Origin of the sequence: Dyella sedimenti (assembly GCF_022760995.1) — a bacterium.
GTDB lineage: Bacteria > Pseudomonadota > Gammaproteobacteria > Xanthomonadales > Rhodanobacteraceae > Dyella > Dyella sedimenti.
Genome location: NZ_JAKWJO010000001.1, coordinates 941,734 through 956,933 on the forward strand (window position 1 = coordinate 941,734; position 15,200 = coordinate 956,933).

Here is a 15,200-nt window from a genome sequence, read left to right on the forward strand (position 1 = left end):
CTGCCATGGCTGGTCGCGCACAGGGTGCGCTCCCACAGGGGAAGGGTTGTCTCAAACCAGCCCGGTGAGGCCGTAGGCCAGGATCACCACGAACACCGCCAGGGTCTTGATGACGGTGACCGCGAAGATGTCGCGGTAGGACTGGCGGTGGGTGAGGCCGGTGACGGCGAGCAGGGTGATCACCGCGCCGTTGTGGGGCAGGGTGTCCATGCCGCCGGAGGCCATGGCGGCTACGCGGTGCAGCACTTCCATCGGGATGCCGGCGGCCTGGGCGTTGTGGATGAAGGTGTCGGCCATGGCGGCCAAAGCGATGCTCATGCCGCCGGAGGCTGAGCCGGTGATGCCGGCCAGCGCGGTGACGGTGACCGCCTCGTTGACCAGCGGATGAGGAATGGCGTGCAGGGCGTTGGCGATCGCCTTGAAGCCGGGCAGGGCGGCGATCACGGCGCCGAAGCCGTATTCGGAGGCGGTGTTCATCGAAGCCAGCAGGGCGCCGGCCACCGCGGTCTTGCTGCCCTCGGCGAAGCGCCGCGCCACCGGGCGCCAGGCGAACGCCAGCACGCATACGATGCCCAGCAGCAGCGCACCCTCCACCGCCCAGATGGCGGCGACCTTGGACACCTCCTGCACCACCGGCCTGGCGTCGCCGATCACGGCGGGCATGAAGGACTGGCTGGAGCCATACCAGCGGGGAATCGCATCGCCGAGCAGCTTGTTGAACACGCCCACCAGCACCAGCGGCAGCAGCGCGATGAGGGGATGGGCCAGGCGTCCGCCTTCGAATGGCGCCGGTTCGTTGGCCAGGCTGCCGCCATAGCCTTCGCCGGCGGCTACTGCGGCGCGGCGGCGTGATTCCAGGTAGAGCAGCCCGGTGACCAGGATGAACGCCGCGCCCAGCGTGCCCAGCCATGGCGCGGCCCAGGCGTTGGTGCCGAAGAACGCGGTGGGGATGATGTTCTGGATCTGCGGCGTGCCGGGCAGCGAGTCCATGGTGAAGGTGAAGGCGCCCAGCGCGATGGTGCCGGGGATCAGCCGCTTGGGAATGGCCGACTGGCGAAACAGCTCGGCCGCGAACGGGTACACGGCGAACACCACCACGAACAGCGACACGCCGCCGTAGGTGAGCAGGGCGCATACGATCACGATGGAGAGCATGGCGCGGCCGCGGCCGACCAGCCCGATGGTGGCCGCCACGATGGACTGCGAGAAGCCCGACAGCTCGATCAGCTTGCCGAACAGCGCGCCGAGCATGAACACCGGGAAATACAGCTTGAGGAAGCCGACCATCTTGTCCATGAACAGGCCGGTGAACATGGGCGCCACCAGCGACGGCTCGGTCAACAGCACCGCGCCCAGCGCGGCGAGCGGCGCAAACAGGATCACGCTGTAGCCACGGTAGGCCGCCAGCATCAGAAAGCACAGCGCGGCCAGCACGATCAGAAAAGCCATGGTCGATTCCCGGGACACCCATCGTGGGCATCGTTGAGCGGCGAGTATCGGAAGCATCGCGCGTCGGCGGCACTGTACGAAGGTACAAGTGTGGCCGCGCATGGCGCTGCCTAAGCTCCACGGCATTCGGCATCCTGCGTACCCAGGATGCGTCCAAGCGAGGGGAGCTATGAAACGCACGCATCTGAGTCTGGCGATCGGCCTGGTGATGGGCCTGTCCTTCACGGCCTTCGCGCATGCGGACGACGCACCGCAACAAAGCGGCAACCCTGCCGCGCCGGCCCCCAATCCGGCCAACGTGACCCAACTGGAAGGCGTGAAGGTCACTGCCCGCAAGCGCGAGGAAACGCTGCAGGACGTGCCGATCGCGGTGAGCGCGTTCACCGCGCAGACCTTGTTCAACCAGAACGTGCAGAACCTCGCCGACCTGCAGGGCAAGGTGCCGACGCTGCAGATCTATGCCGCGCGCGGTTCCAACACCACGCTCACCGCCTACCTGCGCGGTATCGGCCAGGCCGACCCGACCTGGGGTTTCGATCCGGCGGTGGGCATCTACCTGGACGACGTCTACATGGCCCGCCCGCAGGGCACCATGCTCGACGTGTTCGACGTCAACCGCATCGAGGTGCTGCGTGGCCCGCAGGGTTCGCTGTACGGCAAGAACACCATCGGTGGCGCGATCAAGTACGTCTCCAACCCGCTGCCCACCAAGACCCAGGGCTCGGTGGAGGCCACGGTGGGCACGCACGGCGAGAAGGACATCAAGGCCGCCCTCGGCGGCGCCTCGTCCGATGGCGTGTGGCGCGGACGCATCGCCTACGCCAGCGAGCACAACGATGGCTACGGCAAGGACCAGCTCAACGACAGCCGCAACGGCGACAAGAACACCAACGCGGCGCGCGCCTCGCTGGGTTTCTTCCCCAGCTCCGACTTCAACGCCCAGCTGTCGGTGGATGGCCTGCGCGACAATTCCAACCCGCGCGGCGCCAAGCTGCTGACGGTCAACTCGTTCGATCCCGGCTACGCGCCGCTGTCCAACAACTACGACACGCGCAGCGGCATGGCCCAGCTCAACCACACCACGCTGTGGGGCACCTCGCTGACCTTGAACTGGATCGTCAACCAGGACTGGACGCTCAAGTCCATCTCGGCCTATCGCGGTTCCTCCACCGAAAGCAACATCGACTTCGATACGCTGCCGGAGAAGATCGCCGACGTCTACGCGGTGTACAAGGACCACCAGTTCAGCCAGGAATTCCAGGCCAACTACGACAACGGCGGCGCCGTGCACGGCGTGTTCGGCCTGTACTACTTCGACGGTACCGCCAAGGGCGCCATCGACAATATCTTCCTGGGATCGCCGCCGTACTACCCCGCGTTCTCGCAGTACGGCAGCACCGGCGGCAGCATCGGCACCAAGAGCTATGCCGGCTACGGCGACTTCACCTGGGACATCGACCCGCAGTGGAGTCTGGACCTGGGCGTGCGCTACACCAGCGAGAAGAAGTCGGCGGTGATCCAGAACTATGGGTTCGCCGACGAGACCTTCACCACGCCGATCTCCACCCTGGCGGACTTTTCCGGATCGCACACCTCGCACAACGTCTCGCCCAAGCTGTCGCTGGACTATGCGGCCACCGACCAGATCAAGCTGTATGCCAGCTTCAGCCAGGGCTTCCATTCCGGCGGTTACAACATCCGCGCCAACTGCTCGGCGATTCCCGAGTCGTGCCGGCCGATCGCCGACGAGAAGGTGACCTCGTACGAGCTGGGCAGCAAGATGTCGTTCTTCGACGACACGCTGATGATGAATACCGCGCTGTTCCACAACATCTACTCGAACATCCAGTTGTCGGTGTTCACCTCCTACACCTTGCCGAACGGCACGCAGGGCTTCTTCGGCGACTTCACCAACGCCGGCAAGGGCCATATCGACGGCTGGGAAGAGGAGTTCGCCTGGAAGCCGGCGGAGAACTGGACCTTCAGCGGCAACTGGGCCTACCTGCACACCAAGTACACCGACTTCGAAAGCGGCGGCGTCAACATCGCCGACACGCAGCGGTTCACCAACGCGCCGAAATGGTCGGGCGGGCTGAACCTGGAGCACACCATCCCGCTGGACAACGGCGGCAGCATCAGCGGACGCATCAACTACACCTACCAGACCGGCGTGTATCCGGAGACCACGCTGTCGCCGCTGATCTACCAGCCTTCCTACGGCTTGTGGAATGCCGGTATCGTCTGGCAGATCGACCAGCCGTGGACGCTGAGCCTGCAGGGCAGCAACCTGGCCAACAAAGCCTACCGCACCACCGGCTACAACATCGCCGCGCTCGGCATCGTCACCGGCTTCTACGGCCCGCCGCGAATGGTGACGTTGACGGCCCGCTATACCTTCTGACCCACCGTTCAAGGAGATGCCCATGCGACGCTGGTCCGGCCTGATCTGTACTGTGTTGCTGGCGAGCACCGCATGGGCAGCGGATACGCCATTGCCGCGGCTCGCGCTGGATGCCTCGCGCGTTGCCGTGGCGGGGTTGTCCTCGGGCGCGTACATGGCCACCCAGGCGCAACTGGCCTATCCGGAACGCTTCCCCTCGGCGGCGCTGGTTGCCGGCGGTCCCTACGGCTGCGCGGCCGGCCGGCTGGACCTGGCGCTCAGCACCTGCATGAAGGGCGTGCCCGTGCCCGATGCCGCCGCGCTGGCGGACAAGGCACGGCAGCGCTCGCAGGCCGGCGAGATCGGGCCGCTGAAGGATCTGGCCCATGGCCGCGTCTACCTGCTGCACGGCAAGGACGACGCGGTGGTAGCGCCGGTGGTGGCCGAGTCGGCCGCGCGCTTCTACACCCTGCTGCGCGAAGGCGATCCCGCGTTGAAAGCGTTCGAGGTGCACGACGACGGCGGGCGCACCTTCGCGCACAACCTGCCGGTCGCCGCGACCGGCGACGATTGCGACAAGTCCGTGTCGCCCTACCTCGGCCATTGCGGCTTCGATGCGGCGGGGGAAATCTTCCGCCAGCTTTACGGCAAGCCCGCGCATGCGGCCGGCGAGGCCAAGGGCGAGCTGCGGCGTTTCAACCAGGATGCCTACCGTCCCGATGGCGCGGACGCCTTCCTCGCGCCGGAAGGCTATGTCTACCTGCCGCCGGACTGCCTGGCCGGCAAGCGCTGCGGCCTGCTGGTGGCCTTCCATGGCTGCAAGCAGAACGCGGACGCGGTAGGTGAGGCTTTCGTGAAGGACGCCGGCTTCAACCGCTGGGCCGACGTCTACGACGTGGCGGTCCTGTATCCTCAGACCCGCGCGAGCACCGCGCCCTTGAATCCGCAAGCATGCTGGGACTGGTGGGGCTATTCCGGGGACGACTACGACAGCCGCCAGGGCGTGCAGCTGCGCTGGTTGATAGGCGCCGTCAAGGCGCTGGGGCTGCCCTGATTGCAAGGCACCACGTTTGCGGCCGTCACCCCGGCCTGCGCCGGGATGACGAGCATGGAGTGGAGCGACATGGCGTGATCGGTCATCGATGGGCTGGTGTCGCTCCATGCTGACCGCCCCCACTATCGCCACCGCCGCGCTGGTCTGGCTCGGCCTGCTGTTCGGCGTGGCGGTGATCGGCGAGCGGCGGCCGGCGCTGTTCGAGCGGCGCTGGGCCGTCGTGTATGCGCTGTCGCTGGCCATCCACTGCACCTCGTGGACCTTCTACGGCACCGTCACCCAGGCTAGCCGTTCCGGCTGGTGGCTGCCGCCGACCTTCGTCGGCGCGATCCTGATGTATGTGTTCGGCGTGACCGTGCTGCGACGGCTGGTACAGCTGGCGCGCGACTACAACGCGGGCTCACTGGCTGACCTGATCGCGGTGCGGCTGGGGCGTCACACCGGCCTGGCCGCGCTGGTCACCGCGGTAGTGGTGATCGGCATCGTGCCCTACATCGCCTTGCAGCTGAAGGCGGTGGCGATGAGCTACGGCATGCTCAGCCGGGGGCAATTGTCCGAGGCCGATCCCTGGCAGGACAGCGCGCTCTACGTGGCATTGCTGATGGCGCTGTTCGCCATGCTGTTCGGCACGCGCCGCGCCTCGGCGATGGCGCACAACCGCGGGCTGGTGCTGGCGATGGCGTTCGAGTCGCTTTTCAAGCTGGGCGCGATGCTGGCGCTGGGTACGCTGGTGTTGTCGCCGGCCAGCCATCGCCTGATGGCCGGCACGGCGAGCCAACAGGACAGCACCGGCTTTCCCGCGCTGATCCTGCTCGGCGCGCTGGCCATGTTCACCTTGCCGCACCAGTTCCACGCGGGCGTGGTGGAGTGCCGCGATGGCGCGCATTTGCGCACCGCGCGCTGGCTGTTCCCGCTCTACATGATGGTGATCGCGCTGCCCATCCTGCCGCTGGCGCGGCTGGGCGACGCCTGGCTGGGGCCGGGCGGCGTGCCGTCGGACCTGTACGTGCTCGCGCTGCCGCTGGCGCGCGGGCAGCACGGGTTGGCATTGCTGGCCTTCCTCGGCGGGCTCAGCGCGGCGACCAGCATGGTGGTGGTGGCGACGCTGGCGTTGAGCCTGATGATCGTCAACCACTTCATCGCGCCGCTGCGCGTGCGCGCGGGCTGGGGCCGCGACGAGCAGGGCGACCTGCGCGGCGAGGTGCTCAACCAGCGGCGCGTGGCGATCCTCGCGATCATCCTGCTGGCGTGGTGCTACAGCCGCGTGCTGGCGCGCAATGACGCGCTGGCCGATATCGGCGCGATTTCGTTCTCCGCGCTGGCCGGCCTGGGGCCGGCGCTGCTGGCGGCGGTGTACCGGCCGCAGCTGGGCCCGCGCGCGGTGGCGGCGGGCTTGGCGGTGGGCACGCTGGTGTGGCTGTACGTGCTGTTGCCCTCGATGCAGCGGCATGGACCGGCCTGGTGGCACGAGGGGCCCTTCGGTTGGTCGTGGCTGTCGCCGGATGGCCTGCTGGGGCTGGACGACTGGAGCCGTCTCGGCCGCGCTGTGGTGTTGAGCCTGGTCGCCAATACGGCGGTGATGTTCGCGGTGGCGGGTTCACGCCTGGGCCGCTCGCCGCGTTCGGCCAGCGTGGGCGATATCGGCGTGATGGAACTGCGCGCGCTGGCCTCGCGCTTCCTGCCGCCGGAACGGGTGACGCACCTGTTCGACGATGCCCCGGCCAGCGGCGTGGCCGGCGGCGCGCGCATCGCCGCGGTGGAGCACGAGCTGGCGGCGGTGATCGGCGCCTCGTCCGCGCGATTGCTGCTGGAAGTGGTGCGGCGGCAGCGCCGCGACGAGCTGGATACCGTCGCCGCCATCGTCGGCGAGGCGGCGCAGGACCTGCGCTTCAACCAGCGCGTGCTGGAGGCGGCACTGGAGAACATGAGCCAGGGCATCTGCGTGGTCGATGCCGAGCTGCGCCTGGTGGCGTGGAACGGCCGCTACGCCAGCCTGTTCGGCTACCCGCCCGAATTGCTGCGGGTGGGACGCCCGGTGGCCGACCTCACGCGCTACAACATCGAGCGCGGCATGATCGGCCCGGGCGAGCCGGAGGCGCGCGTGCAGCGGCGGCTCACGCATATGCGCGCCGGTACGCGGCATCTTTCCGAGCGGCGCTTTCCCGACGGCACCATGGTCGAGATCCGCGGCAACCCGATGCCCGGCGGTGGCTTCGTGGCCACCTTCACCGACGTCACCGCCTTCCGCCAGGCCGAGCAGGCGCTCAAGCGCGCCAACGAGACGCTGGAGCTGCGCGTGGAGGAGCGCACCTTCGCGCTGGCCGCCGCCACCCAGGAGGCCCAGCGCGCGAACGAGGCGAAGAGCCGTTTCCTGGCCGCGGTGAGCCACGACCTGATGCAGCCGCTGCACGCGGCCCAGCTGTTCGCGCACACGCTGGCCGAGCGCGGCAGCGATGGCGAGACGGCACGCCACCTGCACGGCGCGCTGGCCGCCACGGAAGGACTGCTGGCCGGCCTGCTCGACATGGCGCGCCTGGAATCGGGCCGCCTGCAGCCACAGCCGCGCGATTTCCCGCTGGCCGACGTGCTCGACCCGTTGGCGGCGGAATTCCGCGCGATGGCGGCCGATCGCGGCATCCGCTTCGACGTGGTGGGCAATCGCCAGTGGGTGCGTTCCGATCCGCAGCTGCTGCGTCGCGTGCTGCAGAACTTCTTGTCCAACGCGCTGCGCTACGCCGAACGCGGCCGCGTGCTGCTGGGCGTGCGCCGCCAGGGCGAACGCCTGCAATTGCAGGTATGGGACAATGGGCCGGGCATCGCGCCTGGCGAGCAGCGCTTCATCTTCGAGGAGTTCCGTCGCGGCAGTGCTTCCGGCGGGCAGGGGCTGGGATTGGGCCTGTCGATCGCGCAGCGCATGGCGGCCTTGCTGGGCCATCCGATCGGGCTGCGCTCGTGGCTGGGGCAGGGCAGCGTGTTCGAGCTGGCGGTGCCGCGCGCCCGCGCGGCCGTGCCGGCCATGATGGCGGTAGCCGAGCCGCAACCGCTGCCCGCCGGCCGGGCCCTGGTGCTCGACAACGAGCCTGCCGCGCTTTCCGCGTTGAGCGTGCTGCTGGCCAACTGGGGCTGGCAGGTGCATGCCGCGCGCACGCTGGAGCAGGCGCGCGCCGCGCCGTGGCGGCCGGACCTGCAACTCTTCGACTATCACCTGGACGCGGGGTGCACCGGGCTCGACGTGCTGCAATCGCTGGGCGAGGCGGCACGCGACGTGCCTACCGTGATCCTCACCGCCGACCGCGATGGCGACCTGCGCCAGCGCCTGCTCGACCAGGGCCTGGGCGTGCTCTACAAGCCGCTCAAGCCGCTGGCGCTACGGCAGGTGTTGCAGCGCGTGGCCGTGGCGCGCCATCTGTAGGAGCGCACCCTGTGCGCGACCGCGGCGGCATGGCGCTACCGCTCCGCGCACAGGGTGCGCTCCCATAGGAGGGGACATTGCGGGTTTGCCGGGTGCAATCCATCGCGCGCCGCATTGGCTTTCTGTGGGAGCGCACCTTGTGCGCGACTGTGGCGACATGGCGTTACCGCACCGTAGGCTTGTCGCGCACAGGGCGCGCTCCCACAGAGACCGATACTGGTCAGGGGCGCATCGAATCGCCAAGGTCCAATGACCGCAGCAGCACGCCGGCCTGCGTGCGGTTGCGCACGCCGAGCTTCTCGAAGATCGCCGTCACGTGCGCCTTCACCGTGCGCTCCTGGATGGTGAGCCGGTCGGCGATCTGCTTGTTGAGCAGGCCTTCGCCCAGCAGGGCGAGCACGCGGTATTGCTGCTCGGTCAGTCGCGCCAGGCGGCCGGCGAGGTCGACGTCGGCGGGATCGGCGGGCAGGGCGGCCACGGCCCTGGCCAAGCCTGCCGGCAGCCAGCTGCCGCAGCCGAGCACGTTGCGGATCGCTTCGGCGATCTCCGCCGGGCTGGCGCTCTTGGGAATGAAGCCGGCGGCGCCGTGGTCGAGCGCGCGGCGTACCGTGCGCGGCTCGTCGTGCGCCGACACTACCAGCACCGCCGCCGTCGGGAACTGCCCGCGCAGGGCCGCCAGCCCGGACAGGCCCTGGCTGCCGGGCATGTGCAGGTCCAGCAGCACCAGGTCGATCTCGGGGTCGGCCGCCAGGGCGTCGAGCGCGCCGGCCAGGTCGGCGGCCTCGATCACCTCGCAGCCGTCCACGCTTTCGTTGGCGGCCTGGCGCAATGCAGCACGGAACAGCGGATGGTCGTCGGCGATCAGCAGGCGTGTCATGGACGCCGACGTTAGCCGGGGCGACGGCCTGCGTCGAGTTCGGAAAGTCACGGCGCCACCCGGCGACGGCAGCCTGCCGTGCTGGACTTTCGTACGATGGCGGGAACCTTCCCGAGGGTTATGGTGGCGGGCATGACCAATCGACCTTTCCGCTGGATGGTGTGGCTGGCGCCGTTGCTCGCGTCGTGCGGCACCGCAAGCGCTCCCAAGGAGCCCGGCATGTCCATTCCCGATTTCGTGCGCGGCGATGTGCGCGTCACCGAGCACCGCGCGGGCGACGACCTGCTCAGCGCCGGCCTGGGCCTCGCCGGCCTGGCCGCCGCCCCCGAGCCATTCGCCGACCCATCGTCGCCCACGCCCGCCGAACTGCGCCGGCGCGCGATCCAGGCCAGTTGGAAAGGCATCGCCGACCTCGGGCCGCTGGGCGGCTATGGCAGCGTCTATGGCGCCGTGCCGGACGTGTCGGGCCGCGAATACCAGGCCTTCGCCTGGATTCCCGGCGCGCAGTCGCCGCATCGCGTGCTGCTACAGGTACCGGACCACTTCGACCAGGCACGGCGATGCCTGGTGGTGACGGCATCCTCCGGATCGCGCGGCATCTATGGTGCCATCGCGCTGGCCGGCGCCTGGGGCTTGCCGCGTGGCTGCGCGGTGGCCTATACGGACAAAGGCACCGGCGCCGGCTATTTCGATCCCGCCGACGATACCGGCGTGGCGCTGGACGGCACGCGCGCCAGACGCGGCAGCGCGGCGCTGGAATTCGAGCCGCCGGCAGGCATCCACCACCTGGCGGTGAAGCACGCGCATTCCGGCGACAACCCCGAGGCCGACTGGGGCCGCCACGTGCTGCAGGCGGCCCGCTTCGGCCTGGCCATGCTGGACCGCGCCTTTCCCGGGCAGGCACCGTTCACCGCGCAGAACACGCGCATCATCGCCACCGGGCTTTCCAACGGCGGCGGCGCGGTGCTGCAGGCGGCCGGGCTGGACGACGCGCACCTGCTGGCGGGCGTGGTCGCGCTGGAGCCCAACGTGCGCGCGCCGGACCAGGGGCGCGCCCTGTTCGACTATGCCACCGAGGCTTCGATCTGGCTGCCCTGCGCACTGACCGACAACCATTTCCAGGATGTCCCGCTGGCGCGCACGCCGAAGGGCGAGCTGCCGCCCGCCTGGGCACAGCGCTGCCAGCAACTGCACCTGCACGGCATGGTGAGCGGTTCGGCCATCGCCACCCAGGCCGCGCAGGCGCTGGAGCACCTGCGGGCCTCGGGCTGGACCGACGAGGCCATGGCCACCGCCGCCTCCACCACCGCCTTCGACCTGTGGCGGGCGATCAGCGCGGCCTATGCCTCGGCCTATATGCGCCGCGGCGCGGACGACATGCCTTGCGGCTTCCACTACGACGCCACCGGTGCCGGCGGTGCGCCTGGCGTGGCGACGGCGCCGCTGCGCGCCGGCTGGTGGGCCGACGCCTCGGGCATCCCGCCCGGCAATGGCGTAGGCTTGTATGGCGGCACCGATCATTCGGCCGACCCGACCCTGCCGGGCGCGCTGTGCCTGCGCTCGCTGTGGGAGGACACCGACGCCAGCACCCAGGCGCTGCGCGACGGCGTGGCCGCCACCGCGGTGAAGCCGCCGCGCGCGAGCCTGCCCCTGTGGGTAGTGCATGGCGCCTCCGACGGCCTGCTCGCCACCGCCTTCACCTCTGAGCCCTATGTGGCCTGGCTGCGCGCCAACGGTGCGCATCCGCTGTACTGGAAGGTGCCCTATGCGCAGCATTTCGACGCCTTCCTGGCGTTGCCGGGCTTCGGCGACAGGCACGTGCCGCTGCTGCCGTACGGCTATGCCGCGCTGGACCGGCTGTGGGCGCACCTGTACCAGGGCGCGCCCTGGCCGGCGGTGGCGCCTGCGCCGACGCCCCGGCCACGCGGTCCGGCCGCGTTGACCCAAGCCATGCTGGGGCTGCCTTCGGCGTGGACCGTGGGCCCCTGATCGCCGGGCTTCTCCGGGGGCAAGATCGGCCGATGACGCCGGCTGGAGTATCCTTGCCGGCCCGCAGTGCGCCCGTCGTTGCGGCCTGTCTTTGAAAAACCCAAGGATTTCCGATGACCATCCACGTCACCCTGACCACCAACCGCGGCCCCATCCACCTGCGCCTGCACGACGACAAGACCCCGGTGACCGTGGCCAGCTTCGTCAACCTGGCCCGCCGTGGCTACTACGATGGCCTGTCGTTCCACCGCGTGATCGCCGACTTCATGATCCAGGGCGGCTGCCCCGAAGGCAGCGGCCGCGGCGGCCCGGGCTACCGTTTCGAGGACGAGTTCGATCCCTCGTTGCGCCATGACAAGCCGGGCGTGCTGTCGATGGCCAATGCCGGCCCGCGCACCAACGGCAGCCAGTTCTTCATCACCCATGGCGCCACGCCGTGGCTGGACGGCAAGCACAGCGTGTTCGGCGAAGTGGTGGGCGCGGAGGACCAGGCCGTGGTCGACGCCATCCGCCAGGGCGACGTCATCGAGAAGGTCGCCGTCGACGGCGACGTGGACGCGCTGCTGGCCGCCCAGGCCGACCGCGTGGAGGAATGGAACGCGGTGCTCGATCAGCGCGGCTGAGCCATTCGCCAGTGGGGTTTCGAAGCCGCCGTTCGCGAGGACGGCGGCTTTTTTCATGGCCTGATTTCACGAAGCGGTATCTATGGGCGGCCTAAGATCGGGTGGCTACACGCGGCACGCGACGTATGTCATCCCATTCCCAAGGAGATGTAGCCATGTCATTCCTCAATGATCTGCTTGGCGCCGTGCAGGGCGGCCAGGCCGGCGGTTCCTCGCTGGTATCGATTGCCGGCCAGTTGATTGAGAAAGCGGGCGGTGTGCAAGGCCTGGTGGCCATACTCCAGCAGCACGGGCTGGGCGAGGCCGCGCAGTCCTGGGTCGGCACCGGCGCCAACCAGCCAGTGTCCGGCGACCAGTTGGGACAGGCCCTGCAGAACGGCGGGCTGGGGCCGCTGGTGCAGGAGGCGGCGGGCAAGCTGGGCGTCGATCCGGGCCAGTTGCTGGGCCAGCTCTCGCAGGTGCTGCCGCACGCGGTCGACCATCTCACCCCTGACGGCCAGGCGCCGGCGCAGGGACAGGGCGGGTTCGACCTGGGTTCGCTGGCCTCGCTGGCGGGCAAGCTGTTCGGCAGCGCGGCCTGAAGGTTCACACTCCGATCCCCGGCGGCGCGCAAGGCGCCGCCGGGGACGACGGCGTCACGAAGTGGCGCCGCGGCGGAACAATGCGTGATAGATCACCAGCAGGATCACCGCCCCGCCGATCGATCCGAGGAAGTGCACGAAGCCGGTCTCACCCCACCATCCCAGCTTTTCGCCGATGAAGGTGGAGATGAACGAGCCCACGATGCCGAGGATGGCGGTGATGATGAAGCCCATCGCCTCCTTGCCAGGGGTCAGCGCCTTGGCAATCACACCTACGACCAGACCGACAATGAATACCCATAGCCAGTGCATATTCGCGTGTCCTTGGTGAGTGTTCGTAAGGTTTTCCGGGCCGTCCTGCCGAGCTGTCTCGGGCCCGGCCATCTCCGCCGCCATCCTCTCTCCCGGCCGGACTGCGGCGGCTTGCGCATCATGCCACCGCCATCCTCCGGTCGCGCGTGAAGGCGGGCGAGGCGGGGTCGACCATCGGACGACGGGGATGCCGCGCCGCTGCATGCTAAAATCGCCCGGTTTGCTGTCTTCGTCCCCACCGAGGAAGTCATGCCCCCACTCGCCCAGCGCGTTGGTCGCGCCAAGCCCAGCGCGATCATGGTCATCGCCGAGAAGGCCAGGCAGCTCAAGGCTGCCGGGCGCGACATCATCAGTTTCTCCATCGGCGTACCCAATTTCCTGCCGGGTGAGCACGTCTATGCCGCGGCCCGCGAGGCGCTTGAACATGACTCCGGCCAGTACGGCAGCAACCGCGGCGCCGATGCGCTGCTCGACGCCTTCCTGGCGCATATCGGAAAGCTGGGCTTCGCCGGCTACGGCCGCGCGAACCTCTCGGTCGGCATCGGCGCCAAGCAGGTGCTGTACAACCTGGCCGAGGCGCTGATGGACGAGGGCGACGAGATCGCCTTCGCCGCGCCGTACTGGACCACCTACCGCGACATCGCCGACATCGTGGGCGCACGGGCCAACGTGCTGCACTGCGGCCCGGAGCAGAACTACAAGCTGGCGCCCGCGCAACTGGAAGCCGCGCTGGCACGTGGCCCCAAGGTGTTCCTGTTCAACAACCCGTCCAACCCCACCGGCATGGTCTATGCGCGCGAGGAAATCGCCGCGCTGGCCGAGGTGCTGGCGAGATATCCGGATACCTGGATCGTCACCGACGACATCTACAACGCGATGGTGTTCGATGGGCTGGGCTACCACAACTTCGTGCACATCAAGCCGGAGCTGAAGGAGCGGCTGGTGTTCGTCGATTCGGTGTCCAAGACCTACGGCATGCCGGGCTGGCGTGTGGGCCTGATCGCCGGTCCCGAGCATGTGGCCAGGGCCGTCACCACGCTCAATTCCAACCACATCACCAGCCTGCCGGAAGTGATCGCCGCTGCCGCGGTGGCCGCGTTCGCCGGTCCACAGGACATCCCGCGCGCCAAGTGCGAGGAATTCGCCGCCAAGCGCGACCTCGTGGTCGCCGCGCTGCGTGCGATTCCCGGTGTGGCGTGCCCCTATCCGCAGGGCGCGTTTTATGCCTTTCCCGATATTTCCGTCGCGTTCGGCAAGCGCCACGGCGACGTGCGCATCGACAGCGACGTCGACCTGTGCGCCGCGCTGCTGGAAGCCAAGGGCGTGGCGTGCGTGCCCGGCTCGGCCTTCGGCGAGCCGCGCGCCATGCGCATTTCCTATACCTGCCCGTCCGCACAATTGCGGCCCGGGCTGGAACGCATCCAGGCGTTCTTCGATGAACTGACCTGATGGTCTTGGGGCCCGTGCCGCATGGCATGGGCCTCGTTTTTTGTACTCGCCTATGTTGAAGGAGTTTCCCCGATGAAAGCCCCCGTTCGTGTTGCCGTTACCGGCGCTGCCGGCCAGATCGGTTACGCCCTGCTGTTCCGCATCGCCGCGGGCGACATGCTGGGCCCGGACCAGCCGGTGATCCTGCACCTGCTGGAAATCACCCCGGCGCTGCCCGCGCTGCAGGGCGTGGTGATGGAGCTCAACGACTGCGCGTTCCCGACGCTGGCCGGCGTGGTGGCCACCGACGACGTCAACGTCGCCTTCAAGGACGTGGACTACGCGCTGCTGGTCGGCGCCCGTCCGCGCGGCCCGGGCATGGAGCGCAAGGACCTGCTGGAGGCCAACGGCGCCATCTTCGGCCCGCAGGGCAAGGCGCTGAACGACCACGCCAAGCGCGACGTGCGCGTGCTGGTGGTCGGCAACCCGGCCAACACCAACGCCCTGATCGCCCAGCAGAACGCCCCTGACCTGGATCCGAAGCGCTTCACCGCAATGGTGCGCCTGGATCACAACCGCGCGCTGTCGCAGCTGGCCGAGAAGACCGGCAAGCACACCACCGACATCAAGAAGGTCACCATCTGGGGCAACCACAGCTCCACCCAGTATCCGGACCTGCACCACGCCACCGTCGGCGGCAAGCCGGCGCTGTCGCTGGTGGACCAGGCCTGGTACGAGAGCGACTTCATCCCCACCGTGCAGCAGCGCGGCGCGGCCATCATCAAGGCCCGTGGCGCATCCTCGGCCGCCTCGGCCGCCTCGGCCGCGATCGACCACATGCGCACCTGGGCGCTGGGCACGGCCGAGGGCGACTGGGTCTCGATGGGCATCCCGTCCGACGGTTCCTACGGCATCGAGCCGGGCGTGATCTTCGGCTACCCGGTGACCGTCAAGGACGGCCAGTACGCCATCGTGCAGGGCCTGGAGATCAACGCGTTCTCGCAGGCGCGCATCGACGCGACCAACAAGGAACTGCGCGAGGAGCGCGCCGGCGTCGAGCACCTGTTCGCCAAGAAGTAAGCCACGCCTCCGCGA

At 68.9% G+C, this 15,200-nt stretch carries 11 protein-coding genes; 8 read left to right on the forward strand and 3 right to left on the reverse strand.

Annotated elements, in window-relative coordinates:
- Window positions 1-51 precede the first annotated feature (51 nt).
- On the reverse strand, window positions 52-1,449 hold the full coding sequence (locus tag MJ605_RS04315; protein ID WP_243039809.1) for a GntP family permease: 1,398 nt from the start codon (window positions 1,447-1,449) through the stop codon (window positions 52-54).
- A 169-nt stretch (window positions 1,450-1,618) separates the two neighbouring features.
- Here MJ605_RS04315 and MJ605_RS04320 point away from each other — a divergent pair, with 169 nt between their 5' ends.
- From MJ605_RS04320 to MJ605_RS04330, 3 genes are all read left to right on the forward strand, one after another.
- Window positions 1,619-3,850: a TonB-dependent receptor gene (locus MJ605_RS04320; protein ID WP_243039810.1), complete on the forward strand. Its 2,232-nt coding sequence runs from the start codon at window positions 1,619-1,621 to the stop codon at window positions 3,848-3,850.
- 22 nt (window positions 3,851-3,872) lie between these two features.
- On the forward strand, window positions 3,873-4,883 hold the full coding sequence (locus tag MJ605_RS04325) for an extracellular catalytic domain type 2 short-chain-length polyhydroxyalkanoate depolymerase (RefSeq protein ID WP_243039811.1): 1,011 nt from the start codon (window positions 3,873-3,875) through the stop codon (window positions 4,881-4,883).
- Between the two features lie 106 nt (window positions 4,884-4,989).
- Entirely contained in the window at window positions 4,990-8,295 is a 3,306-nt protein-coding gene (locus MJ605_RS04330) for a hybrid sensor histidine kinase/response regulator (protein WP_243039812.1), read from the forward strand.
- Window positions 8,296-8,515: 220 nt separating this feature from the next.
- Here the strand turns inward: MJ605_RS04330 and MJ605_RS04335 are convergent, their stop codons facing one another.
- The gene (locus tag MJ605_RS04335) at window positions 8,516-9,172 is read right to left on the reverse strand and encodes a response regulator transcription factor (RefSeq protein WP_243039813.1); all 657 of its coding nucleotides are present in this window, start codon (window positions 9,170-9,172) and stop codon (window positions 8,516-8,518) included.
- Between the two features lie 156 nt (window positions 9,173-9,328).
- Between MJ605_RS04335 and MJ605_RS04340 the strand changes: the two genes are divergently transcribed.
- The 3 genes from MJ605_RS04340 (at window position 9,329) to MJ605_RS04350 (ending at window position 12,365) form a co-directional block, all read left to right on the forward strand.
- Window positions 9,329-11,161 carry a 3-hydroxybutyrate oligomer hydrolase family protein gene (locus MJ605_RS04340; RefSeq protein WP_279237431.1) on the forward strand — a complete coding sequence of 611 codons (1,833 nt, stop codon included), beginning with the start codon at window positions 9,329-9,331 and terminating at the stop codon, window positions 11,159-11,161.
- Window positions 11,162-11,274: 113 nt separating this feature from the next.
- Entirely contained in the window at window positions 11,275-11,784 is a 510-nt protein-coding gene (locus MJ605_RS04345; protein WP_243039815.1) for a peptidylprolyl isomerase, read from the forward strand.
- A gap of 155 nt (window positions 11,785-11,939) precedes the next feature.
- On the forward strand, window positions 11,940-12,365 hold the full coding sequence (locus tag MJ605_RS04350; RefSeq protein WP_243039816.1) for a YidB family protein: 426 nt from the start codon (window positions 11,940-11,942) through the stop codon (window positions 12,363-12,365).
- A gap of 54 nt (window positions 12,366-12,419) precedes the next feature.
- Here the strand turns inward: MJ605_RS04350 and MJ605_RS04355 are convergent, their stop codons facing one another.
- A complete protein-coding gene (locus MJ605_RS04355) occupies window positions 12,420-12,761 on the reverse strand; it encodes a GlsB/YeaQ/YmgE family stress response membrane protein (RefSeq protein ID WP_243039817.1) in 342 nt (113 codons plus the stop codon).
- Between the two features lie 165 nt (window positions 12,762-12,926).
- On the opposite strand from MJ605_RS04355, the gene MJ605_RS04360 reads away from it, so the two are divergent.
- A complete protein-coding gene (locus MJ605_RS04360; protein ID WP_243039818.1) occupies window positions 12,927-14,126 on the forward strand; it encodes an aminotransferase class I/II-fold pyridoxal phosphate-dependent enzyme in 1,200 nt (399 codons plus the stop codon).
- Between the two features lie 72 nt (window positions 14,127-14,198).
- Window positions 14,199-15,185, forward strand: coding sequence for a malate dehydrogenase (locus MJ605_RS04365; protein WP_243039819.1), 987 nt, complete (start codon window positions 14,199-14,201; stop codon window positions 15,183-15,185).
- The last annotated feature ends 15 nt before the right edge of the window (window positions 15,186-15,200 follow it).